Here is a 24,017-nt window from a genome sequence, read left to right on the forward strand (position 1 = left end):
CCCGACGCGGAAGCCGAGCGCCATGGAAGCTACGAACGTCTTCTACCGGGACCCCGCGCTCTACGACGCCGTGCAGGCGGACAGCGGTACCGCCGAGACATGCCAAGCGCTGATCGACCAGCACCGGCCGGACGCTGCCACGTTGGTGGACTTCGGATGCGGCACCGGGCGAGACCTGGAGATCCTTGCGAAACGGTTCGAGTGCATCGGCGTGGACCTACAGGAACGCATGGTCGCTCATGCGCGCCGAGCCCGCCCCGGCCTCGACATCCGGACCGGCGACATGCGCGCGTACCGGCTCGGGCGCCGTGTGGACGCTGTGACGTGCCTCGGCAACTCACTGGCGTACGAGCACGACAACAGCGCGGTGCAGGAGGTGTTCGCCACGTTCGCGGCGCACGCGCGCCCCGACGCGGTCCTCGTGCTCTGCTCTCCCGTGTCGCCGATCATCCAGGCCGAGCCCACAACCGCCACCGTCGAGACCCCAGACACACGAGCCACGGTCACCGTTCGGTACGAGTGGGATCTACGGACGCAGATCAACACCATGCACAGGCTGTGGACATTCGAGTCCGGCGATGAAGCTCGGGACGTGATCCGGCGCCGGGTCCTGTTTCCACGCGAGTTGGAGCACTACGCGACAGGAGCAGGGTTCGAGGTGGTCGACATGGCGGACGAGTCCGGGCCAGGAACGCTCACCGGACCGACCGCGTACACCGTGGCGCGCTACCGGCCATGACCACAGGGCGCTATTCGCTCCTGTCGCCCTCGGCCTCGCCTGGCACCTGAACGTACGTGCCGCGCTGCGGGACAACGAAGAGCAGATCTTCGGTGACCAGGGCAGCAATCGCACGGCGCACGGTCGGGCGGGACAACTCGAACTCCTCACACAACCTTGCTTCGGACGCGATGGGCCGCCGCGGTTTCCAGTCGCCCCGAGCGATACGCGCGCGCAGGATGCCCGCGAGCTGCTCGAACGGGGGCTCGGGGGCGTCGCGCTCGATCACGTCATCAGGGCCGTACTCCATGGCTAGGACGCAAGCGGCACTCTGACGACACCACCTTATCGTTCGCGCCCTTTGTTGGGCGCTCTCGGTCCTCTTCCCGTGGACCGACCGAACCGCGCCCGGCCGCCACACCGCCGCCTATCTCGCCACCCTGCCCACCGCCACACCCCCCCCGTAAGTCCGTGGGCGAATCCGTGGAGCGGCCCGAGCGCCGAGGAAGTCCGCGCGATCTTCCGCGCCGAAGAGACATTGCGGCTCACGCCTGTGCGCCGGGAACGGTTCTTCGCAACCGCGTTCGCCGAGTGCGGCATCGAGTACCCGTACCGCTATCCCGGCGACCAGTTCGCCGCCCTGGGGGTGCAGGCATGACCCCCGAGCGCTTCTTCCCGCCCCTGCCCGCCGTACAGGTGGCGCTCTGTATCCGCTGCCACCGCAACACCGCCGCCCCGATCCCTGTCCGATGGATCGAGAGCACCAGCGGCCCCGGAACGACGCTCTACGCCTGCCCGGACTGTGCGCCCAGTCTGGGCGCTGGGCCGACTCCGGACGACGCGCAGACCGCTTGACCGCAATCACTCGGGCCAGCAGCGGGCCAGCAAACGATCACTAGGAACACCTCAGCCCCTGACTTCCGGCTTTCGCCGCAGGTCAGGGGCTGATTGTTTGGTAGACCGTGTGGGACTCGAACCCACAACCAATGGATTAAAAGTCCACTGCTCTGCCAATTGAGCTAACGGTCCGTGCGGACGCACCCCCCGAGCATAGCCGCAGAGGGCAAGGCATCCGATCGGGTATCGCCTCCTTGGCCCGTCGCGCGTTCCGCGGCGGGCCGGGGACGGCCGTCGCGCGCTCAGGGATCGGCCGGTTTCGGCGCCCCGCTCCGGGCCGCCTCGCGTGCCGCCGTGCGCTCGTGGTCCGGGTTGAGGAACCAGTGCCTGGCCGAGGCGAACCACCAGGTCGCGGCGAATCCGAGCACGACAAGGACCGCGATCGGGGCGTAGTTGAAGGTCTCCCAGCTGACCGGCGAGACCTGCGGCAGCATGAAAAGCACCGTGATCACACCGACCCAGGCCACCGCGACGATGCCGATCGGGCGTGACCAGCGGCCCAAGTGCCAGGGCCCGCGCTCGAATTGCTCGCCCTTGCGCAGCCGCAGGAGGGTCGGGATGACGTAGGCGATGTAGAGGCCGATGACGGCGATGGACGTCACCGCCGCGTACGCCGTGACGTTGATCAGGTAGGGCAGGCCGAGGACGAGCGCGCCCAGGGCCGCGAGCCAGACCGCGGCGACGGGCGTGCGCGTACGCGGGTTGACCGAGTGCCAGATGTGCGACAACGGCAGCGCTCCGTCCCGCGAGAAGGCGTAGATCATGCGGGAGTTGGCGGTCACGGACGCCATACCGCAGAAGAGCTGCGCACCGATGACGACCAGCAGGAGCAGCTTGCCCGCACTCACCCCGAGCGCGTCGAGCAGAATCTGGGCGGGCGGCGCCCCGGTCGCCGACTCGCGGGCCCCGTCGTACGACTGGATGGCGAACGTGAAGCCGAGGAGCAGTACGAAGCCGGCGATCCAGGACGTCCAGATGGACCGCACGATGCCCTTCGGACCGGCGGTCGACGCGTCATGGGTCTCCTCGGTCATGTGGGCGGAGGCGTCGTACCCGGTGAAGGTGTACTGGGCCATCAGCAGCCCGATGAGCGCCACGTACAGCCCGCTCCCCCACCCGGTGTTGTTGACGAACTCGGTGAAGACGAAGGACGCCGACTGATGCGAGTCCGGCGAGAAGGCGAGCGCCCCGACGATCACCGCCACCCCGACCACATGCCACCAGACACTGACGCTGTTCAGCAGCCCGACGATGCGCACGCCGAAGGTGTTGAGCAGGCCGTGCAGCACGAGGATCGCGGCGAAGAGCAGGATCGTGCGCCCTTCGGTCACCTGGAAGTCGAACTGCAGATTGAGATACGCGCCGAGGAACGAGGCCGCGCCGAAGTCGATCCCCGCGGTGACGGCGACCTGCCCGAGCACGTTGAACCACCCCGTGAACCACGCCCACGCGGCCGCGGTCCGCGGGGGAGCGAGCCGGTGCGCCCAGAAATAGAGCCCGGCGGAGGTCGGATAGGCGGAACAGATCTCCGCCATGGCCAGCCCCACGAACAACGTCATGAGCCCGACCGCGACCCACCCCCAGGTGATCAGGGCCGGCCCGCCGGTGTTCATGCCGAACAGATACATGGTGAGGCAGCCGGACAGAACCGAGATGATCGTGAAGGAGACCGCGTAGTTGGAGAACGCGGACATACGACGCGCCAGAACCTGCGTGTACCCGAGCTGGGCGAGGCGCTCCTCGTCCGACCCGGAGCCGGCCGTGGACCCGGCTGATGGTGGCTGCTTCCGCTCGCTGGGGTCTCTGGGGTCACTTGTCATGCCCCCAGCGATTCCCTCGCCGGGGGCACGGCATGCGTCGCCGTTGGCCAAAAAGCGCTCAACTCACTGGCCTCAACTCACCGGCCAGGAGAGGGCCTTGTAGCTGCTCCAACCGGTCGCGATCTTCGTCCGCGTGGTGAACGAGCCCGTTCCCTTGCCGTCGTTCCGGTAGAGGTAGCAGCGCCCACCGACACGGAACGCCGAAGGGCCCGCACGACGGATACGTCGTGCGGGCCCTTCGTTCAGGCAGGAGCGGCTAAAGATCAGCCGTTGCGCTTCCAGCGCGGCTTGTCGTCGCGGCGACCGAAGGAGCCGGTGCCCGTGCCGGTGCCCGACGTGCCCGAGTTGCGGTTGTACGACGGGCGGTCGTGGCCACCGGAGCGGAAGCCACCGGAGCCGCCCGAGGGGCGGTCGCCCTGGCGGTCGCGGTTGAACGGACGGTCGCTGCCGCGGTGGCCGCCGGAGGGGCGGTCGTCGCGGCGGAAGCCGGAGCCACCGCGGTCGTTGCGGTCGCGGTTGAAGCCGCCGCCGCCCTCGCGACGCTCGCCGCCACGGAAGCCGCCCGAGGGACGGTCGTTGCCGCGGTCGCGGTTGAAGCCGCCGCCACCCTCACGACGCTCGCCACCACGGAACCCACCGCGGTCGCCGCCCGAGGGACGGTCGTCACGGCGGAAGCCGGAGCCACCGCCACGGCTGTCGTTGCCGCGGTCGCGGTTGAAGCCGCCACCCTCACGACGGTCGCCGCCACGGAAGCCGCCCGACGAACGGTCGTCACGACGCTCGAAGGAACGGCCGCCACGGTCGTTGCCACGGTCGCGGTTGAAGCCGCCGCCACCCTCACGACGCTCACCACCACGGAAGCCGCCCGACGAACGGTCGTCACGACGCTCGAAGGAACGGCCGCCACGGTCGTCACGGCGCTCACGCTCGTAGTTGCCGCGCTCGTCACGCTGCGGACGGCCCTCGCGGGCGGCGGGGGCAGCGGACTGCTCCGGCACGGAGACAGCGGCCTCGACCTCGGCCTCGGCGGCGGCGGTGGCCTCGGCGACCGCGGTCTCCGGGTCGTCGCCACGCTCGCGGGCGGCACGCGCGGTGAGACGCGAGGCCTCCTCGCGCAGCTCCGTCGCGCGACGGGTCGCGCGCTCCAGCTCCTTGGTGAGGTCCTTGACCTCACGCTCGGCCTGGGTCGCCGCGTTGCCCGCGGAGTCGGCCTGCACCTCGGTCATCGAACGGGCGCCGGTGATCTCGGCGACCTCCGGGTCGAAGGTGCCGCCGCCGTTGATGATGTGGCGCGTGGCGTCGACGCCGGCGTCCTCCATCAGGCGGAAGATCTGGCGGCGCTGGTGCGGCAGCGAGAGGGACACGACCGTGCCGGAGCGGCCCGCGCGAGCGGTACGGCCGGAGCGGTGCAGGTAGTCCTTGTGGTCGCCGGCCGGGTCCACGTTCAGGACCAGGTCGATGCCGTCGACGTGGATGCCGCGGGCGGCGACGTCGGTCGCGACGAGCGCGTTGACGTAGCCCTTCTTGAAGTCCTCAAGAACGCGCGTACGAGCACCCTGCGTCATGCCGCCGTGCAGCGCGTCGGCCTTCACACCGGACTCGCAGAGCTGCTCGGCGATGCGGTCCGCGCCCAGCTGGGTGCGGACGAAGATGATCGTGCGGCCCTTGCGCGAGGCGATGGCGGCCGTGACGGGCGCCTTGTCGCGGGGCTTCACGATCAGGATGTGGTGGGTCATGGTCGTGACGTTGCCCTGGGCGCTGTCGACCTCGTGCGTGACCGGGTTGTTCAGGTAGCGCTTGACCAGCGTGGAGATCTCGTTCTCCATCGTGGCCGAGAAGAGCATCCGCTGGCCGCCGGACGGAACCTGGTCGAGCAGCTCGGTGACCTCGGGCAGGAAGCCCAGGTCCGACATCTGGTCGGCCTCGTCGAGCACCGCGATCTGGGTGTTCTCAAGGGAGCAGGCGCCGCGGCTGATGATGTCGCGCAGACGGCCCGGCGTGGCGACGAGGATGTCGACGCCGCGCTCGAGAGCGTAGATCTGGTTGCCCATGGACGTACCGCCGCAGACGACCTTCATCTTCAGGCCGAGCACGTCGCCGTACGGCTGGAGCGCGTCCGCGACCTGCATCGCGAGCTCACGCGTCGGGGTCAGGATGACGCCGCGGGGCTTCTTCTTCTCGGTGCGGCCCTCGGAGGCCAGCGTCGCCAGCATCGGCAGGCCGAAGGAGAGGGTCTTGCCGGAGCCGGTGCGGCCACGGCCGAGGATGTCCTTGCCGGCCAGGGCGTCCGGGATGGTCGCGGCCTGGATCGGGAAGGGGGCGGTCACGCCGTTCTGGGCGAGCTTGCGGACGATGCCCTCGGGCAGACCGAGGTCACCGAAGGTGGGGCCGGCCGGAGCTTCTTCGGCGGCTGCGTCGGCTTCGTCGGCCGCCTCGGTCTCGACGACCTGCTCGGCGGCTTCCACGACGTCGGCGGCCTGGACGGTCTCGACGACCTCGGCGACGGCCTCAGCCGTCAGCTCGTCGGTCGTCTCGTTCTCGGGCAGGACGGCGTGGTCAGAATGAGAAATGGACATGCGAAATGCGAAACCTTCCGGAGTCTCGGCACGCGCCCGTCAACTCCGTGATTTCGCAATGGACCGCCTCTATGCGGTCAGCCACGGCAAGGGAGAGTACGCGCCACGCGGCGCTCTTCTTTTTCGGCGCCGGGCAAATGGGATCAAACGATCTACCACCATACGCACCCACCCCCCCAGAAGGCAAACCGCACCCTCCGGGGTGCCTTGGATTCCACCCCTCACAGCTCGTCTCACCTGCGACGAAGTGGGTTTTCGGACAGGGGAGTCGATCCCTGCCCAACCCCGCCCTAAGCGGGCCCCGCCTCCGGTGAAGGCTCCCGCGACCTGAGCCCCTCCGACCGCTCCCCCAGCTGAGCGTCCTGCTTCGGCGGCTCGTGCGCCGACGACGAGGGCTCCGGAGTGGGCTCGGGCGTCGGCGTGGGGGTCGGCTTCGGAGGGTCGGGCGTCGGCGTGGGGCGCGGCGGGTCCGGCTTCGTACGCGTGGGCGTGGGCCGCCCGTCCTTCGTCGGCGGGGCGGGGTCGCCGCCACCGCCGGACGCGGAGGCGGAAGCCCGGGCGGCGCCGGAGCCGGACTCGCCCTGCTGGTCCGCGCCCCCCTTGCCCTTGCTCTTCCCCTTGCCCTTCTTGCCGCGCTTGCCGCCCTTCGCGTCGTCACGGTCGCCACCGCTGCCACCGGCCGAACCGGCACCCGGCGTGTCACTCCCGCCCTCCGGGGCGGCCGCCGCGCTGCGGTCGCCGGCGGACCGCGCGGGCCCCGGCTCACCGCCCCCGTCGTCGCCGATGCTCATGCAGCCCGCGGTCGCCACGACGGCCACTGCCGCCGCGGCCCACCGGACAGGAACGTACAACTGGCGCACGGCCGAGCACCTCCGAGGCGCTGAGAAGCGGGGACGCCCTACCCAACTCCCTTGCCCCGCAAGAGGACACGGACCGGCACATGGACCGTGGCGCCGGCCGTCAGCCGTACCCCAGGGCGTGCAGGCGCTCGTCGTCGATCCCGAAGTGATGTGCGACTTCGTGCACCACGGTGATCTCGGTCTCCGCGACCACGTCCTCACGTGACTCGCACATGCGCAGCGTCGGCCCCCGGTAGATGGTGATCCGGTCGGGCAGCACACCCGCGTACCACTCCCCCCGGTCCGTGAGGGGAGTGCCCTCGTAGAGCCCGAGCAGCTCCGGGTCCGCGGCCGGCGGTTCGTCCTCCACGAACACCGCCACGTTGTCCATCAATCGCGTCAACTCGGGAGGAATCCGGTCAAGCGCCTCGGCGACCAGTTCCTCGAACTCTTCCCGCGTCATCTCCAGCACACCCCCATTGTCAGCCACCGCCCCGCATAACGGCCCCTCCCCATGGGCATACGGCCCCAATGGTCCGGCTTCGCGACTTCCGTGCGCCCGCCGCCCTCGTACGTGCGCCCGCCGCCCTCGTACGCCACTACCGATCCCGCCACCCCCGTCCGGTCGGCGAGCTCATCCACCCTCCGCACCCCTACGGCCGCGCACTGGGCCTGGTCGCGGTCGTGCTGTTCGGCGCCTGGCTCGGCCTGCTGATCGTCGGCAGCGTGCACGCGCCGGTGGGTCCGATGGACACCCGGATGACGCTGCGCCCCTCGCTCACCGGCGGCACGAAGATCGACGTCTCCCCGCTGGGCGCCCTCGAACTGCGCTCGCACATCGCACCCATCCGCCTGGACGTGGACGTGGACCGCCTCGACCCGGTGCGCTCCCAGGCCCTGGTCGACCACCCGGAGCGGATCTCCGGCCTCCAGGACGAGGTGGCGAAGGACGTCGGGCACGGCACGCTCGACCTGGCCGTACGCTCCTGCGCCGCCGTCGTCGCGGGCGCCACGGCGCTGGGCCTCGCGGTCTACCGGCGCCCGCGCCGGGCCCTCGCGGCGGGCGGCCTTGCCCTCGCGCTCCTCGCGGCGTCGGGCGCGGCGGCGTACGCGACGTGGAACCCGAAGTCCGTCCTGGAGCCGAAATTCTCCGGCCTCCTCAGCAGCGCGCCCTCGGTGGTCGGCAACGCCCGCAGCATCGTGAGCGAGTTCGACGTCTACCAACAGGAGTTGGCACGTCTGGTCACCAACGTGACGAAGCTGTACGACGTGACGTCGACGCTCCCCGCGTACCAGCCGGACCCGTCCACGATCCGCGTCCTGCACGTCTCGGACATCCACCTGAATCCGGCGAGCTGGAAGATCATCTCCTCGCTGGTCGAGCAGTACGACATCAACGTCATCGTCGACTCCGGCGACACGATGGACCACGGAAGCGCCGCCGAGAACGCCTTCCTGGACCCGATCGAGGACCTGGGCGCCCCGTACGTCTGGGTCAGGGGCAACCACGACTCCCACACGACCCAGCGCTACCTCCAGCGCATGAAGAACGTCCACGTCCTGGACGAGGGCAGGGCCGTGTCGGTCGCGGGCCTGCGGTTCGCCGGCACGGGCGATCCGCAGTACACCCCGGACCGCTCGGTCGCGGCGGAGGGCGAGCCCGTCGAGGAGATGGCGGGCATCCGCCTCGCCTCGGCCCTGCGCGACCAGCAGAGCGCGGGCACTCCCGTGGACATCGCCGTCGCGCACAACCCCGATGCGGCGCGCGAGACGGACGGCGAGGTGCCGCTCGTCCTCGCGGGCCACGTCCACCGTTCGGAGATGGAGGTCATGGACCGCGGGACCCGGCTGCGCGTCGAGGGCTCGACGGGCGGCAGCGGGCTGCGGGCGGTGGAGGGCAAGTACCCCGACCCGGTCGAGACGTCGGTCCTCTACCTGGACCGCGACACCCGGCGCCTCCAGGCCTGGGACGAGATCGAACTGGGCGGCCTCGGCCTGACGAAGGCGGAGGTCAGCCGCCATCTGCCGAAGGAGAACCAGCCCGGGGCGACCCCCTCGCCGCTCCCGCCGAACCGCTCCCCGGGGAGCGGTTCCCCGGCCCCCCGATAACCGTTTTGGCGATAGCTCCCCGCATCCCATATGCTTCTCACGTCCCCGACGCGCTGCAAAGCGCCCAGGTGGGCCCTTAGCCCTCATCGTCTAGTGGCCCAGGACGCCGCCCTTTCAAGGCGGTAGCACGGGTTCGAATCCCGTTGGGGGCACGCAACACCTTGTGCGAGACTGGTGCTCGCACAATGCTTGGTCCTGTGGAGCAGTTTGGAGTGCTCGCCACCCTGTCAAGGTGGAGGCCGCGGGTTCAAATCCCGTCAGGACCGCTTGCGATTCCACGCGGATCGCGTGGCTGGGTAGCTCAGTTGGTACGAGCGATCGCCTGAAAAGCGATAGGTCGCCGGTTCGATCCCGGCCCCAGCCACCTCTTCGAAAGCCCCGTCCGGTGGACGGGGCTTTCGCCGTTCCCCAAGGGGCTCACCCCGCCGGGGCCGCCGCATGGGCCGCGGGCTTCTCGCGGCCTCCCGGGTGCCGGTGGCGCCACACCCAGAACACCGCGGACGCCAGCACCGCCCAGCCCGCGAGGACCAGGAACGGGAACGCGTGCTGGTGGGCGCCGAAGTACACCGCCGTGTGCTGCGCGTTCACCGACGCCCCCGGTGGCAGCCACCGCCCGATGTGGCCGAGGACCGACGGAAGCAGGGGCCAGGACACCGCGCCGCCCGACGACGGGTTGCCGAGCAGGACCATCAGGCCCCACGTCGGGATCATCGCCCAGCGTCCGAACAGGGTGTTGAACATCGTGAAGACCATGCCCGACGCGAACATCGTCAGCGCCAGGATCAGCCACGACTCGACGAACGGCAGATCCACCGCCCCCAGCCACCAGTCCACCACCGCCGCGATGACGAACCCGCCGAGCAGCGCGTAGAGGACGGTGAAAGCGATCCGCTCCGCCGGATTCAGCCCCCGCGCGTGCACGCTCAGCTGGATCGCCCCGACGAAGCCGATGATCACCGCGGCCAGCGAGATGTAGAAGATCGCGAGGCCCCGCGGGTCGCCCTCCTGGAGGGGCTTGATGTCCTTCACGGTCACCGGCACCCCCACCTTCTTGCCCACCTTCGGCGCCGTCTCCGCCAGGACCTGCGCGACCGACGCCCCTGACGCGCCCGAGACGTCGAACGTCACCTTGTCCCCGGACCTGGCGGCGAGGATCGCGAAGACCTTCTGCTCCTCCACGCCGTTGCGCGCCGCGGCCACGCTGTCGTACTCGTGCAGCTCCAGCGACGCGTTCAGCGCCTTCTCCATGCCGTCGAGGAACGCCTTGCCCCGCGTGGCCTCCTGGGCGCCGACCACCGCGGTGGGGATGCGGTGCGGGGTCGGGTTCGCCATGGAGAAGGTGTACGAGCCCGCGAAGAGCCCCGCGGCCGCCGCCAGGATGAACACCAGGACGACCGCGGGCAGGAAGGGCGAGTCCTTGAACGCCACCCACCGCTCACGCCCGCTGGGCGCCCTTCCGTGGGCCCCATGGGCGCCGTGAGCGCCGTGCCGGTGTTCTTCGCGGTCAGCCGGTTCAGACATACGAACCAGGCTAAAACACCTAAAACGGACTCACCCCTGCTCGGCCTCGACCGGCCCACTCTCCCCACCGGACCTCTTCCGCCACGCCCGCACCGCGAACCCGACGCCCACCAGCACCACCACACCGACCAGCAGCACCGAATCCGGCACGGCCCGGCCCACGCCCCCGGCCCACCGCTCCACCGCGAACGAATCGTCCACGTCGAGCAGACCGGGCAGCGCGGTGGTCCCGTCGTACGCCAGGAAGAGGGCGCCCAGGGCCACGAAGAAGAGGCCCGACAGGAGCGAGGTCGTGTGCAGCTCGAAGCGGCCGACGCGGAAGGCACGTCCCCGAAGCCACTTCCGCCGCCCCAGATCGAACCGCTCCCAGAGCAGCGCGAGGACGAACAGCGGGACGGCCATCCCCAGCGCGTAGACGGCGAGCAGCAGGCCCCCGTAGACGGGACTTCCGCTCACCGCCGCCACGGTCAGGACGCTGCCGAGGATCGGACCCGCGCAGAAACCCGCGAGTCCGTAGACCGCTCCCAGCGCGTAGACGGACACCGCCGTCGTCGGCCGGATGCGGCCCGACAGCTCGGCCATCTTGCGCGAGGCGAATCCCATGCCCACGACCTGCAGCACGCCGAGCGCGATGATCAGCCACCCGGCCACGAGCACCAGCTGGTCCCGGTGCCCGAAGAAGAAGCGGCCGGCGACCGAACCCGCCGCGCCCAGCGGCACGAGGGTCGTCGCGAGACCGGCGTAGAAGATGCCGGTGCGCGCGAGCAGCCGTGAGGTCGAGTCGATCGAGTACGCGAAGAAGGCGGGAAGGAGCAGCGCGCTGCAGGGGCTGATCAGGGCGAGGAGACCGCCGAGGAACGCCGCGAAGTACCCGACATCGGCGGTCACTTCTTCCCCGCCTTGCTGTCGGCGGCGGCCGCCTGCTCGATCGCCTGGTCGAAGACCTCGTCCGGCTGCGCCCCGGAGATGGGCCGCCCGTTGACCAGGAAGGACGGGGTCGACGTGGCGCCCAGGCCGTACGCCTCCTCCTGGTCCTTCTTCACCGCTGCCTTGGCCGCGGCGCTGCCCGCGTCGTCCGAGAAGCGGCCGATGTCCTTGACACCGGCCTGCTTCGCGAGCTCCTTCAGGCGGTCGCCGCCGAAGCCCTTCTCCTTGGCGCCGTCGGCGTACGCCGCCGCGTGGAACTCCCAGAAGCGTCCCTGCTGCCCGGCGGCCCAGGCGCCGCGCGCGGCGGACTCGGAGTCCGCGCCGAAGATGGGGAAGTTGCGCCACTCGATGCGCAGGGTGCCGTCCTCGACGTACTTCTTCACGAGGCCCGGCTCGGTGTCGCGGGCGAACTTCCCGCAGTAGCCGCACTTGAAGTCGGCGTACTCGATGAGCACGACCGGCGCGTCCTTGCGCCCCTGGGCAAGGGGGTCCTTGGCGTCGCGCCGGGCGAGCTTGGCCAGCTCGGGATAGACCCCGGCCTGCGGGTCGGCGGAGACGTCCGCGGCCGACTCCTCCTTCGCTGTGACGGAGGAGGGCTCGTCCGGCTTGGTGGCGCTGTAGGAGGCGGCACCCAGCAGCAGGGCCGCGACGGCCACGCCCGCTCCGATGGCGATGTTCTTCTTCTTTTTGCTGTTGTCGCTCTTGGGCATCAGGGAGTTCTCTCTCGTTCCTGTACGTCGTTGAAGGGGCCCCGGGCGGGGGCCTCTACACGCGCAGGATCGAGAGATCTACCGGAGATGGCGGCGCGAGTGGCGGCGGCCCGCGCTCCGGTGTCAGGGCGGGCACCGTCTGGCCGATCCCCCAGGCGCCGGACGCCGCGTGGGCCTGATGCAGGGCGGGCAGCAACTCGTACGCCGAACTGGAGCGCGGCGGGGCCGCGGGGACCTGACCGGCGTCCTGCTGACCGCCCTTGCCGCAGCCGGGCGCCCCGGCGGACGCATCGGCGGACGCATCGGCGGACGCATCGACCTGCAGCGACACGGTGGGCTTCGCGGCGGGTTCGGCTGCCATCGCGGGCGCGCAGAACGCCCCGAGCACGACGAGCAGCACCCCGAGGAGAGGGCACCACGACAGACGCGCACGGGACAACATGCCCGGAATCGTACGTGCCCGGGCGCCCCGCCAGAGAAATCGGTTCGCCACCTCCGAGCGGCGGGTGAGATCCTGGACGCCGTTATGTCTACGCAGCCTGCCCTCACCCTCGACACCCTCGCCCCGCGCCTGTCCGAGCTGTCGCTGCGCGACGAGCACCGGATCGGCCGCCGCCTCGAGGGTGCACGCCGGATCCGCAAGCCCGATGCCCGAGCCGCCGTCCTCGCCGAGATCGCGTCGGACGTCGACAAGGCCGCGGCGCGGATGGCCGAGCGGGGCAGCCGTCTGCCCAAGATCACGTATCCGCAGGAACTCCCGGTCAGCCAGAAGAAGGACGACATCGCCGCGGCGATCCGCGATCACCAGGTCGTGATCGTCGCGGGCGAGACGGGCTCCGGCAAGACGACGCAGATCCCCAAGATCTGTATGGAGCTCGGCCGTGGCGTCCGCGGCATGATCGGGCACACCCAGCCCCGCCGTATCGCGGCCCGCACGGTCGCCGAGCGCGTGGCCGACGAGCTGAACACCCCGCTCGGCGAGGCCGTCGGCTGGAAGGTCCGCTTCACCGACCAGGTCAACCCGGACGCCACGTTCGTGAAGCTGATGACGGACGGCATCCTGCTGGCCGAGATCCAGACGGACCGCGAGCTGCGCGCGTACGACACGATCATCATCGACGAGGCCCACGAGCGGTCACTCAACATCGACTTCCTGCTCGGCTATCTCGCCCGGCTGCTGCCCGAGCGCCCGGACCTGAAGGTCGTCATCACCTCGGCGACCATCGACCCGGAGCGGTTCTCCAGACACTTCGGGGATGCCCCGATCGTCGAGGTCAGCGGCCGTACGTATCCCGTCGAGGTCCGCTATCGCCCGCTCCTCGAGGAGGACTCCGAGGACAGCGACCGCGACCAGATCACCGCGATCACGGACGCCGTCGAGGAACTCCAGGGCGAGGGCAAGGGCGACATCCTCGTCTTCCTCTCCGGGGAGCGCGAGATCCGGGACACGGCGGACGCGCTGAACAAGAAGAACTACCGCTTCACCGAGGTCCTCCCCCTCTACGCGCGCCTCTCGCACGCCGAGCAGCACCGTGTCTTCCAGCAGCACACGGGCCGCAGGATCGTTCTCGCCACGAACGTCGCCGAGACCTCCCTGACCGTCCCGGGCATCAAGTACGTGATCGACCCGGGCACGGCCCGCATCTCCCGCTACAGCCACCGTACGAAGGTGCAGCGGCTGCCCATCGAGGCGATCAGCCAGGCAAGCGCCAACCAGCGCAAGGGCCGCTGCGGGCGTACGTCGGACGGCATCTGCATCCGCCTGTACTCGGAGGACGACTTCGTCGCACGCCCCGAGTTCACCGACGCGGAGATCCTCCGTACGAACCTGGCGAGCGTCATCCTGCAGATGACCGCGGCCGGCCTCGGCGACATCGAGAAGTTCCCCTTCATCGACCCGCCGGACCACCGCAACATCCGCGACGGCGTCCAGCTCCTCCAGGAACTGGGCGCGCTCGACCCGACGCAGAAGGACCCCAAGAAGCGTCTCACCCAGGAGGGCCGCAAACTGGCCCAGCTGCCGGTGGACCCGCGCCTGGCCCGCATGGTCCTTGAGGCCGACAAGAACGGCTGCGTACGCGAGGTCATGGTGATCGCCGCGGCGCTCTCCATCCAGGACCCGCGCGAGCGCCCCGCCGAGAAGCAGACGCAGGCCGACCAGCAGCACGCCCGCTTCAAGGACGAGACGTCCGACTTCCTGGCCTTCCTCAACATGTGGCGGTACGTCCGCGAGCAGCAGAAGGAGCGCGGCTCGTCCTCGTTCCGCCGGATGTGCAAGGCGGAGTACCTCAACTTCCTGCGCATCCGCGAGTGGCAGGACATCTACACGCAGCTGCGCACGGTCGCCAAGCAGATGGGCATCCACCTCAACGAGGACGACGCCCCCGAGCAGCAGGTGCACATCTCCCTGCTCGCCGGGCTGCTCTCCCACATCGGGATGAAGGACGTGAAGGAGGGCGCGAAGAACGAGTATCTGGGCGCCCGTTCGGCGAAGTTCGCCGTCTTCCCCGGGTCGGCCCTCTTCAAGAAGCCCCCGCGTTTCATCATGTCCGCGGAGCTGGTGGAGACCTCGCGCCTGTGGGCCCGGGTCAACGCGAGGATCGAGCCCGAGTGGGTCGAGCCGCTCGCCCAGCATCTGCTCAAGCGCACGTACAGCGAGCCGCACTGGGAGAAGGACGCGGCGGCCGTGATGGCGTACGAGAAGGTGACGCTGTACGGCGTCCCGATCATCGCCCAGCGCAAGGTGAACTACGGCCGCATCGACGCCGAGGTCTCCCGCGACCTGTTCATCCGCAACGCGCTCGTCGAGGGCGACTGGCGCACGCACCACAAGTTCTTCGCCGCCAACCGCAGGCTCCTCACCGAGGTGGAGGAGCTGGAGCACCGCGCGAGGCGCCGCGACATCCTCGTCGACGACGAGACGCTCTTCGACTTCTACGACCAGCGGGTGCCCGAGGACGTGGTCTCCGGGGCGCACTTCGACTCCTGGTGGAAGAAGAAGCAGCGCGAGGAGCCCGAACTGCTCGACTTCGAGCGCTCGATGCTCATCAACGAGCGCGCGGGCGACGTCTCGAAGGACGACTACCCCGACACGTGGCGCCAGGGGCCGCTCAAGTTCAAGGTGACGTACCAGTTCGAGCCGGGCGCGGACGCGGACGGCGTCACGGTCCACGTGCCGCTCCAGGTCCTGAACCAGGTCACCGCTGACGGCTTCGACTGGCAGATCCCCGGACTGCGCGAGGAGGTCGTGATCGAGCTGATCCGCTCCCTGCCCAAGCCGATCCGCCGGCACTACGTCCCCGCGCCGAACTACGCGAAGGCGTTCCTGGAGCGGGCGGTGCCCCTTCAGGAGCCGCTGCACGTGACGCTCGCGCGCGAGCTCCAGCGGATGGTCGGCGTACCCGTATCGCCGGACGACTTCGATCTCACGCGCGTACCGGACCACCTGAAGATCACCTTCCGGATCACCGACGAGCGGCGCAAGAAGCTCTCCGAGGACAAGGACCTGGAGGCCCTGAAGCTCCAGCTCCGCCCCAGGGCCCGCAAGGCCCTCTCCCAGGCCGCCGCCGCGACCGCCGAGCGGACGGGCGGCTCCGCCGTCGAGCGCGCGGGCCTCACGGACTGGTCCATCGGCTCCCTCAGCCGCGTCTTCGAGACGCGTCGCGCGGGCCAACCGGTGAAGGCGTACCCGGCGCTTGTGGACGACGGCCCCGAGGCGAACACCGTCTCCGTACGCCTCTTCGACACCGAGGCCGAGCAGCAGGAGGCGATGTGGAAGGGAACGCGCCGCCTGATCCTGCGCAACATCCCGGTGAATCCGGCCAAGTTCGCCTCGGACAAGCTGACCAACGCCCAGAAGATCGCCCTGTCCGCGAATCCGCACGGCTCCATCCAGGCGCTCTTCGCGGACTGCGCGATGGCGGCGGCCGACAAACTGATCGGCGACTTCGGCGGTCCCGCCTGGGACGAGGAGTCCTACCGCAAGCTGTACGAGAAGGTGCGCGCCGAGATCGTCGACACGACGGTCCGCACGGTGAGCCAGGTCCAGCAGGTCCTCGCCGCCTGGCAGGCCTGCGAGCGCCGCCTGAAGTCGACGAAGAGCCCGACGCTCCTGGCCAACCTCACGGACGTACGCGCGCAGTTGGACGCCCTCATCGGCCCCGGCTTCGTCACGGCCACCGGGATCCGCCGCCTTGCGGACCTGATGCGCTACATGGTGGCCGCCGACCGCCGGCTCCAGCAGATGCCGACGAACGTGCAGCGGGACACCTCGCGCATGGAGAAGGTCCACGAGATGCGGGACGAGTACGCCTGGCTCCTGGAACAGCTCCCGCGGGGCCGCCCCGTCCCCCAGGAGGTCCTGGACATCCGATGGATGCTGGAGGAGCTGCGGGTCAGCTACTTCGCGCACGCGCTCGGCACGGCGTACCCCGTCTCGGACAAGCGGATCGTGAAGGCGATCGACGCGGCCGCACCGTGATCGCCTATACACCCTGGGTGAGTTCGACCGCCGGGCCTGCGCTGCTGTAGAGTCCTGTCTCGCAGCGCAACGCAGTACTGAGCGCCGCAACGCAAGGTCCTGTGGAGCAGTTTGGAGTGCTCGCCACCCTGTCAAGGTGGAGGCCGCGGGTTCAAATCCCGTCAGGACCGCAGCAGAAGAAGGGCCGCACTCGTCGAACGAGTGCGGCCCTTCTCGCGTACGCCGGCCACGGGCCGCATCCCTCTGGGACGCGGCCCGTTGTCGTTCCCCGCATCTTGACTGCGTCACATTCCGCCGGTACCCAGACAACTAGGGAACGGGGCGGCACCGCTCCCCAGCGGGAGGTGGCGTATGACGGCTTCGGCGGCGTCCGCACGGCACGAGATACGCGCTCTGCTGCGTGCCCACCTCTCCGCGGCGACCAGCTATCGCCACGCGACCCGGCACTGCCCGATCTGCCACCGCCTTGAGCGGCTCGCCCTGGAGGCCTCGTCCGCCACCCAGGGCGGCTGTGAGGGCGGCTGCGAGACGGCCGAGGACGAAAGTCCCCCCAACGCGTGACCAAAGCCGCCCCGCGACCCACCTCCGTGGTGGGAGGCTGAACTCCTGGGCGGGGAACGCGATTCCGGCGGCTCCTCTAGCCCAGAAGCCGCAAGCGCAACAAGAGTCACGGCGTGTGATGGGTGTCACCGAAGGAGTTTTGGAAACCTCGGAACTTACACCCGTCCTACAACAGGTCAATTTAATATGTGCAATTGCACCACCCGGAGGGGGCTCCCCCCAGCACCCGAGCGGCCTCCCCCCAGTCGGCCCAGCGGCAGCGCAACGGCACTCCTCAGAGACCAACAAGCCCGCCCACAGCGGCGCTCACCAGCGCCTCCAGGGCGCACAAAAAAGATCGCGCTGGACCCGGCGGAGTCCAGCGCGATCGAAACGACTCACCCATGAGGCTCAGGCATGGGACCCGTTGGGGCGGGACCCGCGTCGCGTGTAGCTATGAGGTCGGACGTTGCGGACGGGTTGGGGGACCCGGCAGCGGTCGTACTCTTCGTCCGAGTACTGCGGTTTTGCGGTAGATCAGGCCTCGCTGCGCTGCTGCGGGATACCCGCGAGCAGTGCGCGGACCTCGGCCTCGCGGTAACGGCGATGCCCGCCGAGCGTGCGAATCGACGTGAGCTTGCCAGCCTTGGCCCAGCGCGTCACCGTCTTCGGGTCGACGCGGAACATCGTGGCAACCTCAGCCGGGGTCAGCAGCGGCTCGGCATCAGGGGTGCGAGCGGTCATGAGCGGCCTCCTCGGAGAACCGAACCTTCTCGGTTCATTCCTCTAAATTCTGCACCTTGACCCGCGTTGCCCGAAATGGCGGACGCGAGTCGAGTCGGTTATAGGACGAACGGCTTGTCCTCGGCACTACAACTACACCATCCGTCCAGCCACGTCGGCCAAACCGATGGAATTGCCCTCCCAGGTGTCTATCAGCGACGGAAGCCGATGGACCATGCCATAGCGGACAGTCACGCCACAGTGACGATCAGTCACAGAGCGATCAGGAGTCAACAGACCCCCCATAGCGTGCAATGCCGAGCATTCCGCCCACACATGGACGGAAGGAGCCCTCCCCGGGCTCCTTGTCCTATTTTGGCACGAGGGGGGGCGATGGGCGCAAGGGCCCCGTAAGTGCGGTCCGTCACGCTTGACACAAAAGCCCGGATCGGGACCTACGTCCCGTGTAGGTGCCACGTAGGGGTGGCCCACGAACGCCTGGCTGACACCGAGTTCGAGAACGGGCCGAGGCTCAGTTCGAGAACTGGCGGTCCCGGACCGCCCTCCATCGCTCCATGAGCCTCGCATACGCCTCGCCGGCACCCTCGCCGTCGCCGTTGCGCAGCGCCTCGATTCCTTCCGCCACGTCAGCCGCCGAGTGGTCCTCGTCGAGCTGCTCCTCGGACAGGGCGTGCACGAGCCCGCCGTAGTCGAGCTCGACCAGGGAGCGCGGATGGAACTCCTCCAGCCACCGGCCCACGTCCATGAGCCCCTCGACGAGCGGTCCGTCGTCGAGGGTGTCCCGCAGCGTCCTGAGCCCGCGGGCCACCCGGCGCCGCGCCTGCACCATCGGCGTGCGGTAGCGCAGGACGGGCGCGCAGGCCGCCGTCCCGACTTCCTCGGCGCCCTCGCCCCGCTTCTCGTACCCCTTCTCGAACTGCCGCTCCTCGTCCGAGACGAGCACGAACCAGTTCAGCGGCACCTGCCACGTCGACGTACGGATCCAGGGACGCGCGTCGGGATTCCGGGCGAGCCACTGTTCGTAGTCCGCGGCCGTCTGGCGGCGCACCACCGGCGGCAGGACCGCGTCGAGGACGGGCGTCGGCAGCCGCCCCGGCAGCTCCCCCAGGGCCTGCCAGCCGCGCAGCCGGGTGCGCCAGGGGCAGACGCACACCACTCCGTCGGCCTCCACCACGAACGCGTCGCTGCTCTCGTGCACCGGCACCGGGACAGGCGGCGTGGGCAGCAAGTCGGCCAGGGACCGCCTCAGTTCGTCCTGGTACGAGGGGCGGTCGGTGCGCCGCGCGTAACGCGCCCAGTGGCCGCGCTCAGGCTCCGGGAAGGCGGCGAGAGGCTCATAAACGCGCAAGTAGGACGCGTACGGGACGACCAACGAAGACACCTTGGGCACGGCTGCTCCCTCCCCCGCGTACCGGCTGGAAAACACTGCAAATCGTGCCATGGCCGAACTCCGCCGTACCGCTCGCTGCGCCGGGAGAGGGTGATCCTCGGCACTGCGCGGCCACCGGGTTCTCACAGGCTTTAGTCTCATGCCCATCGGGCCCCCGCCACCCGCACGGGAGCTCACCCAACCGCCGCCACTTGACCGGGAGTCACCACAGTGACCGAAGCAGACAACGGCGTCCTGCACACCCTGTTCCACTCGGACCAGGGGGGCCATGAGCAAGTAGTGCTCTGCCAGGACCGTGCCAGCGGCCTCAAGGCCGTCATCGCCATCCACTCCACCGCCCTGGGCCCGGCCCTCGGCGGCACCCGCTTCTATCCGTACGCGAGCGAGGAAGCGGCCGTCGCCGACGCGCTGAACCTCGCGCGCGGGATGTCGTACAAGAACGCCATGGCCGGTCTCGACCACGGCGGCGGCAAGGCCGTGATCATCGGCGACCCGGAGCAGATCAAGAGCGAGGAGCTCCTGCTCGCCTACGGCCGCTTCGTGGCCTCGCTCGGTGGCCGCTACGTGACGGCGTGCGACGTCGGTACGTACGTCAAGGACATGGACGTCGTCGCACGTGAGTGCCGCTGGACGACCGGCCGCTCCCCGGAGAACGGCGGCGCGGGCGACTCCTCCGTACTCACCGCCTACGGCGTCTTCCAGGGCATGCGTGCCTCTGCCATGCACCTGTGGGACGTCTCGACGCTGCGCGGCCGCAAGGTCGGCGTCGCGGGAGTGGGCAAGGTCGGCCACCACCTGGTGGAGCACCTCCTGGAGGACGGCGCCGAGGTCGTGATCACCGATGTGCGCGAGGAGTCCGTGAACCGGATCATCCACAGGCACCCGTCCGTGACCGCCGTCGCCGACACCGAGGCGCTGATCCGGGTCGAGGGCCTCGATGTGTACGCCCCCTGCGCGCTGGGTGGGGCCCTGAACGACGACTCCGTGCCGGTGCTCACCGCGAAGGTGGTCTGCGGCGCCGCCAACAACCAGCTCGAGCACCCCGGTGTGGAGAAGGACCTCGCCGACCGCGGGATCCTCTACGCGCCCGACTACGTGGTGAACGCGGGTGGCGTGATCCAGGTCGCCGACGAGCTGCACGGCTTCGACTTCGACCGGTGCAAGGCGAAGGCGTCGAAGATCTTCGACACCACTCTTGCCATATTCGCTCGTGCGAAGGAAGACGGTATTCCGCCGGCCGCGGCGGCCGACAGGATCGCCGAGCAGCGGATGGCGGAGGCCCGGGTCCGCTGACCCCGCAGGTGCCGTGGAAGGGCCCCGCCGACGTGCGCGAGAGACAAGACTCACCCCCGTCGGCGGGTCGCCCGGCAAGAAGAGGTTAAAATCGCAGTTGACCAGCGAGGACAGGGCTCCTCGCGGGTTCTGCGCCGAGGCGCGTCCTGCGGGCGACGTACCGTATGGCCGCAGGAGCAGGTACCGTGGAAGCCCTACGGACCGGCCTCTCCACGGAGAGCCCGTTCCTGATCATGAACGCGTGTCAAGACTCTGGGGTCACCAAGCCCCATATCCGAGGGGGTCGAGCCATGGGGCGCGGCCGGGCAAAGGCCAAGCAGACGAAGGTCGCCCGCCAGCTGAAGTACAGCAGCGGCGGGACTGACCTCTCGCGTCTGGCCAATGAGCTGGGCGCTTCGACTTCGCAACAGCCGCCGAATGGCGAGCCGTTCGAGGACGACGACGAGGAAGACGACCCGTACGCCCAGTACGCGGATCTGTATAACGACGACGAGGACGACGACTCTGCCGAAGAGTCCGGTCCCTCGTCGCAGCGCCGCGGCGCTTGACCTCGTTGCATTCGCAGCACTCGCAGTATTCGCAGTTCTCGTAGCAACTGCACCTGACCCGGTCCGGGGTGCTCACCACACCGGACCGGGTTTCGTGCTGCTCGGAGGGGTGCCGCGCGGGCACCCTCACCGGCCTACTTCGCGTAGTCACCGATCAGTGCCGCGCCCTCGGCGTGCTCGCCGCGCTCCGTGATCTCACCGGCGATCCAGGCGTCCACACCGCGGTCCGCGAGAGTCGCGAGGGCCGCGTCGGCGGACTCCTCGGGGACGATCGCCATCATGCCGACGCCCATGTTCAGCGTCTTCTCCAGCTCCAGGCGCTCGACCTGTCCCGCCTTGCCGACGACGTCGAAGATCGCGCCGGGCGCCCAGGTCTCGCGGTCGACGATGGCGTGCAGACCGTCCGGGATGACCCGGCCCAGGTTCGCCGCGAGGCCGCCGCCCGTGATGTGGCTGAAGGCGTGGACGTCCGTGGTGCGGGTGAGCGCCAGGCAGTCCAGGGAGTAGATCTTGGTGGGCTCCAGGAGCTCCTCGCCGAGCGTGCGGCCGAACTCCTCGACCTGGCGGTCCAGGGACCATCCCGCGCGGTCGAAGACCACATGCCGGACGAGCGAGTACCCGTTCGAGTGAAGGCCGGAGGACGCCATGGCGATGACGGCGTCACCCTTACGGATGCGATCGGGGCCGAGCACGCGGTCCGCCTCGACCGCGCCCGTGCCGGCGCCCGCGACATCGAAGTCGTCCGGGCCGAGCAGGCCCGGGTGCTCGGCGGTCTCGCCGCCGATGAGGGCGCAGCCCGCGAGCACACAGCCCTCGGCGATGCCCTTCACGATGGCCGCGACACGCTCGGGGTGGACCTTGCCGACGCAGATGTAGTCGGTCATGAAGAGCGGCTCGGCGCCGCACACCACGATGTCGTCCATGACCATCGCGACCAGGTCGTGCCCGATGGTGTCGTACACGCCGAGCCGGCGGGCGAGGTCGACCTTCGTGCCGACACCGTCGGTGGCGGAGGCGAGCAGGGGGCGCTCGAAGCGCTTGAGGGCGGAGGCGTCGAAGAGTCCGGCGAAGCCGCCGATGCCGCCGAGGACCTCGGGCCGCTTCGTCTTCTTCACCCACTCCTTCATCAGCTCGACGGCGCGGTCGCCCGCCTCAATGTCGACGCCCGCGGAGGCGTAGCTGGCACCGGTGGTCTCAGGCATGGTGATTGAGAGCTTTCGTGTCGTTACTACGGGTGGCTTACGGGCGACGGATCGCGTCGGCCGCAGCGGTGGACGCCGGACCGGCGGCCAGCTCCGTCTCCAGGAGCTGCTTGCCGAGCAGCTCGGGGTCGGGGAGGTCCATCGGGTACACGCCGTCGAAGCAGGCGCGGCAGAGGTTCGGCTTGTCGATGGTCGTGGCCTCGATCATGCCGTCGATGGAGATGTACGAGAGTGAGTCGGCGCCCATGGACTTGGCGATCTCGTCGATCGTCATGCCGTTGGCGATGAGCTCGGCGCGGGTCGCGAAGTCGATGCCGAAGAAGCAGGGCCACTTCACGGGCGGGGACGAGATGCGGATGTGGATCTCGGCCGCGCCGGCCTCGCGGAGCATCTTGACCAGGGCGCGCTGGGTGTTGCCGCGGACGATCGAGTCGTCGACGACGACCAGACGCTTGCCCTTGATGACTTCCTTGAGGGGGTTCAGCTTGAGGCGGATGCCGAGCTGGCGGATCGTCTGCGAGGGCTGGATGAAGGTCCGGCCGACGTAGGCGTTCTTCACCAGACCGACGCCGAAGGGGATGCCGGATGCTTCCGCGTAACCGACCGCGGCGGGCGTTCCGGACTCCGGGGTCGCTATGACGAGGTCGGCGTCCGCCGGAGCTTCCTCGGCGAGTTTCCGGCCCATCTCGACGCGCGAGAGGTAGACGTTCCGGCCCGCGATGTCGGTGTCGGGACGCGCCAGATAGACGTACTCGAAGACACAGCCCTTGGGCTTCGCTTCCGCGAATCGGGACGTTCGCAGTCCGTTCTCGTCGACCGCGATGAACTCGCCGGGCTCGACCTCGCGGACGAAGCTGGCGCCGCAGATGTCGAGCGCCGCGGACTCCGAGGCGACGACCCAGCCGCGCTCCAGGCGGCCGAGGACCAGCGGGCGGATGCCCTGCGGGTCGCGGGCCGCGTACAGCGTGTGCTCGTTCATGAAGACGAGGGAGAAGGCGCCCTGCACGTCCGGGAGGACCTTGGTGGCGGCCTCTTCGATGGTCAGCGGCTTGCCGTCGTCGTCCACCTGGCCCGCGAGGAGTGCCGTCACCAGATCGGTGTCGTTGGTCGCCGCGACCTGGGTCGCGCGGCCGTTCTCCTTGGGCAGCTCGGCGACCATCTCGGCGAGCTGGGCCGTGTTGACGAGGTTGCCGTTGTGCCCGAGCGCGATGGAGCCGTGCGCGGTGGCACGGAACGTCGGCTGGGCGTTCTCCCAGACGGAGGCCCCGGTGGTCGAGTAGCGGGCGTGACCGACCGCGATATGACCCTGGAGCGAGCTGAGAGAGGTTTCGTCAAAGACCTGGGAAACCAGCCCCATGTCCTTGAAGACAAGGATCTGGGAGCCGTTGCTGACCGCGATTCCCGCGGACTCCTGGCCTCGATGCTGTAGGGCGTACAGCCCGAAGTAAGTGAGCTTGGCGACCTCTTCACCCGGAGCCCAGACACCGAAGACGCCACAAGCGTCCTGGGGGCCCTTCTCGCCGGGGAGCAGATCATGATTGAGTCGACCGTCACCACGTGGCACGACACCGAGTGTAGGCGAGATCGACCACTGGTCCGAATTGGGGATACGAGGGCTGTACGGAGCGTAATCGCGCACCTGCCTGAACTGAGTCTTAAGCGCGGCCTAAGAAGCCCTCAGAGGGGTTCGCGCGGGCCGGAGA

Annotated in this window: 20 protein-coding genes and 5 tRNA genes; 11 read left to right on the top strand and 14 right to left on the bottom strand. The window is 69.5% G+C overall.

Features of this window, described 5'->3' with window-relative positions; genetic code table 11:
- Positions 1-22: 22 nt before the first annotated feature.
- The gene (locus ACZ5WE_RS10860; protein ID WP_467685268.1) at positions 23-739 is read left to right on the top strand and encodes a class I SAM-dependent methyltransferase; all 717 of its coding nucleotides are present in this window, start codon (positions 23-25) and stop codon (positions 737-739) included.
- A 10-nt stretch (positions 740-749) separates the two neighbouring features.
- Here ACZ5WE_RS10860 and ACZ5WE_RS10865 read toward each other — a convergent pair whose 3' ends face one another.
- Positions 750-1,028, bottom strand: coding sequence for a GntR family transcriptional regulator (locus tag ACZ5WE_RS10865; protein ID WP_467685270.1), 279 nt, complete (start codon positions 1,026-1,028; stop codon positions 750-752).
- A 344-nt stretch (positions 1,029-1,372) separates the two neighbouring features.
- On the opposite strand from ACZ5WE_RS10865, the gene ACZ5WE_RS10870 reads away from it, so the two are divergent.
- Positions 1,373-1,573, top strand: a complete 201-nt coding sequence (locus ACZ5WE_RS10870; protein WP_467685272.1) for a hypothetical protein — start codon at positions 1,373-1,375, stop codon at positions 1,571-1,573.
- Positions 1,574-1,671: 98 nt separating this feature from the next.
- Here ACZ5WE_RS10870 and ACZ5WE_RS10875 read toward each other — a convergent pair.
- The 5 genes from ACZ5WE_RS10875 to ACZ5WE_RS10895 form a co-directional block, all read right to left on the bottom strand.
- Positions 1,672-1,747, bottom strand: a tRNA-Lys gene (locus tag ACZ5WE_RS10875).
- 110 nt (positions 1,748-1,857) lie between these two features.
- Positions 1,858-3,435: an amino acid permease gene (locus ACZ5WE_RS10880; RefSeq protein ID WP_467685274.1), complete on the bottom strand. Its 1,578-nt coding sequence runs from the start codon at positions 3,433-3,435 to the stop codon at positions 1,858-1,860.
- 263 nt (positions 3,436-3,698) lie between these two features.
- Positions 3,699-6,011, bottom strand: a complete 2,313-nt coding sequence (locus ACZ5WE_RS10885) for a DEAD/DEAH box helicase (RefSeq protein WP_467685276.1) — start codon at positions 6,009-6,011, stop codon at positions 3,699-3,701.
- A 290-nt stretch (positions 6,012-6,301) separates the two neighbouring features.
- Positions 6,302-6,871 carry a hypothetical protein gene (locus tag ACZ5WE_RS10890; RefSeq protein ID WP_467685278.1) on the bottom strand — a complete coding sequence of 190 codons (570 nt, stop codon included), beginning with the start codon at positions 6,869-6,871 and terminating at the stop codon, positions 6,302-6,304.
- Between the two features lie 100 nt (positions 6,872-6,971).
- Entirely contained in the window at positions 6,972-7,322 is a 351-nt protein-coding gene (locus tag ACZ5WE_RS10895; protein ID WP_344522166.1) for a metallopeptidase family protein, read from the bottom strand.
- Positions 7,323-7,381: 59 nt separating this feature from the next.
- Between ACZ5WE_RS10895 and ACZ5WE_RS10900 the strand changes: the two genes are divergently transcribed.
- The 4 genes from ACZ5WE_RS10900 to ACZ5WE_RS10915 all read left to right on the top strand — a co-directional run bounded on the left by ACZ5WE_RS10900 (position 7,382) and on the right by ACZ5WE_RS10915 (position 9,323).
- Complete coding sequence (locus ACZ5WE_RS10900) at positions 7,382-8,959, top strand: metallophosphoesterase family protein (RefSeq protein WP_467685280.1); 1,578 nt, start codon at positions 7,382-7,384, stop codon at positions 8,957-8,959.
- A 79-nt stretch (positions 8,960-9,038) separates the two neighbouring features.
- Positions 9,039-9,111: transfer RNA gene (locus ACZ5WE_RS10905), tRNA-Glu, on the top strand.
- 39 nt (positions 9,112-9,150) lie between these two features.
- Positions 9,151-9,225 (top strand) — tRNA-Asp (locus tag ACZ5WE_RS10910).
- A gap of 24 nt (positions 9,226-9,249) precedes the next feature.
- Positions 9,250-9,323, top strand: a tRNA-Phe gene (locus ACZ5WE_RS10915).
- A gap of 53 nt (positions 9,324-9,376) precedes the next feature.
- Here the strand turns inward: ACZ5WE_RS10915 and ACZ5WE_RS10920 are convergent.
- The 4 genes from ACZ5WE_RS10920 to ACZ5WE_RS10935 are packed head-to-tail and all read right to left on the bottom strand — an operon-like array spanning position 9,377 to position 12,559.
- Positions 9,377-10,480, bottom strand: coding sequence for an ABC-2 transporter permease (locus ACZ5WE_RS10920; protein ID WP_467685282.1), 1,104 nt, complete (start codon positions 10,478-10,480; stop codon positions 9,377-9,379).
- 30 nt (positions 10,481-10,510) lie between these two features.
- A complete protein-coding gene (locus tag ACZ5WE_RS10925) occupies positions 10,511-11,368 on the bottom strand; it encodes a cytochrome c biogenesis CcdA family protein (RefSeq protein WP_467685284.1) in 858 nt (285 codons plus the stop codon).
- Positions 11,365-12,117: a DsbA family protein gene (locus ACZ5WE_RS10930; protein ID WP_467685286.1), complete on the bottom strand. Its 753-nt coding sequence runs from the start codon at positions 12,115-12,117 to the stop codon at positions 11,365-11,367. Before ACZ5WE_RS10930 ends, ACZ5WE_RS10925 begins: the two co-directional genes overlap by 4 nt.
- Positions 12,118-12,172: 55 nt before the next feature.
- Positions 12,173-12,559: a hypothetical protein gene (locus ACZ5WE_RS10935; protein ID WP_467685288.1), complete on the bottom strand. Its 387-nt coding sequence runs from the start codon at positions 12,557-12,559 to the stop codon at positions 12,173-12,175.
- An 84-nt stretch (positions 12,560-12,643) separates the two neighbouring features.
- Between ACZ5WE_RS10935 and hrpA the strand changes: the two genes are divergently transcribed.
- From hrpA to ACZ5WE_RS10950, 3 genes are all read left to right on the top strand, one after another.
- The gene (gene hrpA, locus ACZ5WE_RS10940) at positions 12,644-16,597 is read left to right on the top strand and encodes an ATP-dependent RNA helicase HrpA (RefSeq protein WP_467685290.1); all 3,954 of its coding nucleotides are present in this window, start codon (positions 12,644-12,646) and stop codon (positions 16,595-16,597) included.
- A 95-nt stretch (positions 16,598-16,692) separates the two neighbouring features.
- Positions 16,693-16,767, top strand: a tRNA-Asp gene (locus ACZ5WE_RS10945).
- A gap of 181 nt (positions 16,768-16,948) precedes the next feature.
- Entirely contained in the window at positions 16,949-17,158 is a 210-nt protein-coding gene (locus ACZ5WE_RS10950; protein WP_467685292.1) for a DUF6274 family protein, read from the top strand.
- A gap of 516 nt (positions 17,159-17,674) precedes the next feature.
- On the opposite strand, the gene bldC is transcribed toward ACZ5WE_RS10950, so the two are convergent.
- A complete protein-coding gene (bldC, locus tag ACZ5WE_RS10955) occupies positions 17,675-17,881 on the bottom strand; it encodes a developmental transcriptional regulator BldC (RefSeq protein ID WP_003949541.1) in 207 nt (68 codons plus the stop codon).
- A 511-nt stretch (positions 17,882-18,392) separates the two neighbouring features.
- Entirely contained in the window at positions 18,393-19,271 is an 879-nt protein-coding gene (locus tag ACZ5WE_RS10960; RefSeq protein ID WP_467685293.1) for a DUF8083 family protein, read from the bottom strand.
- Between the two features lie 210 nt (positions 19,272-19,481).
- Between ACZ5WE_RS10960 and ACZ5WE_RS10965 the strand changes: the two genes are divergently transcribed.
- Positions 19,482-20,564: a Leu/Phe/Val dehydrogenase gene (locus ACZ5WE_RS10965; protein WP_467685295.1), complete on the top strand. Its 1,083-nt coding sequence runs from the start codon at positions 19,482-19,484 to the stop codon at positions 20,562-20,564.
- Positions 20,565-20,854: 290 nt separating this feature from the next.
- The gene (locus tag ACZ5WE_RS10970) at positions 20,855-21,112 is read left to right on the top strand and encodes a DUF3073 domain-containing protein (protein WP_344522176.1); all 258 of its coding nucleotides are present in this window, start codon (positions 20,855-20,857) and stop codon (positions 21,110-21,112) included.
- A 134-nt stretch (positions 21,113-21,246) separates the two neighbouring features.
- Here the strand turns inward: ACZ5WE_RS10970 and purM are convergent, their stop codons facing one another.
- Both purM and purF read right to left on the bottom strand, forming a co-directional pair.
- The gene (gene purM, locus ACZ5WE_RS10975; RefSeq protein ID WP_467685297.1) at positions 21,247-22,314 is read right to left on the bottom strand and encodes a phosphoribosylformylglycinamidine cyclo-ligase; all 1,068 of its coding nucleotides are present in this window, start codon (positions 22,312-22,314) and stop codon (positions 21,247-21,249) included.
- A gap of 37 nt (positions 22,315-22,351) precedes the next feature.
- Positions 22,352-23,878, bottom strand: coding sequence for an amidophosphoribosyltransferase (gene purF, locus ACZ5WE_RS10980; protein ID WP_467685299.1), 1,527 nt, complete (start codon positions 23,876-23,878; stop codon positions 22,352-22,354).
- Positions 23,879-24,017: the final 139 nt, after the last annotated feature.

It is taken from the genome of Streptomyces sp. NPDC033180 (assembly GCF_055577645.1).

Bases quoted from the DNA above. Each gene is read 5' to 3' on its own strand.
- ACZ5WE_RS10935 (WP_467685288.1), bottom strand. From the start codon at position 12,559: ATGTTGTCCCGTGCGCGTCTGTCGTGGTGCCCTCTCCTCGGGGTGCTG.
- ACZ5WE_RS10860 (WP_467685268.1), top strand. From the start codon at position 23: ATGGAAGCTACGAACGTCTTCTACCGGGACCCCGCGCTCTACGACGCC.
- ACZ5WE_RS10865 (WP_467685270.1), bottom strand. From the start codon at position 1,028: ATGGAGTACGGCCCTGATGACGTGATCGAGCGCGACGCCCCCGAGCCC.
- bldC (WP_003949541.1), bottom strand. From the start codon at position 17,881: ATGACCGCTCGCACCCCTGATGCCGAGCCGCTGCTGACCCCGGCTGAG.
- ACZ5WE_RS10870 (WP_467685272.1), top strand. From the start codon at position 1,373: ATGACCCCCGAGCGCTTCTTCCCGCCCCTGCCCGCCGTACAGGTGGCG.
- ACZ5WE_RS10950 (WP_467685292.1), top strand. From the start codon at position 16,949: ATGACGGCTTCGGCGGCGTCCGCACGGCACGAGATACGCGCTCTGCTG.
- hrpA (WP_467685290.1), top strand. From the start codon at position 12,644: ATGTCTACGCAGCCTGCCCTCACCCTCGACACCCTCGCCCCGCGCCTG.
- ACZ5WE_RS10920 (WP_467685282.1), bottom strand. From the start codon at position 10,480: ATGTCTGAACCGGCTGACCGCGAAGAACACCGGCACGGCGCTCACGGC.
- ACZ5WE_RS10900 (WP_467685280.1), top strand. From the start codon at position 7,382: ATGGTCCGGCTTCGCGACTTCCGTGCGCCCGCCGCCCTCGTACGTGCG.
- ACZ5WE_RS10880 (WP_467685274.1), bottom strand. From the start codon at position 3,435: ATGACAAGTGACCCCAGAGACCCCAGCGAGCGGAAGCAGCCACCATCA.
- ACZ5WE_RS10970 (WP_344522176.1), top strand. From the start codon at position 20,855: ATGGGGCGCGGCCGGGCAAAGGCCAAGCAGACGAAGGTCGCCCGCCAG.
- purM (WP_467685297.1), bottom strand. From the start codon at position 22,314: ATGCCTGAGACCACCGGTGCCAGCTACGCCTCCGCGGGCGTCGACATT.
- ACZ5WE_RS10885 (WP_467685276.1), bottom strand. From the start codon at position 6,011: ATGTCCATTTCTCATTCTGACCACGCCGTCCTGCCCGAGAACGAGACG.
- ACZ5WE_RS10930 (WP_467685286.1), bottom strand. From the start codon at position 12,117: ATGCCCAAGAGCGACAACAGCAAAAAGAAGAAGAACATCGCCATCGGA.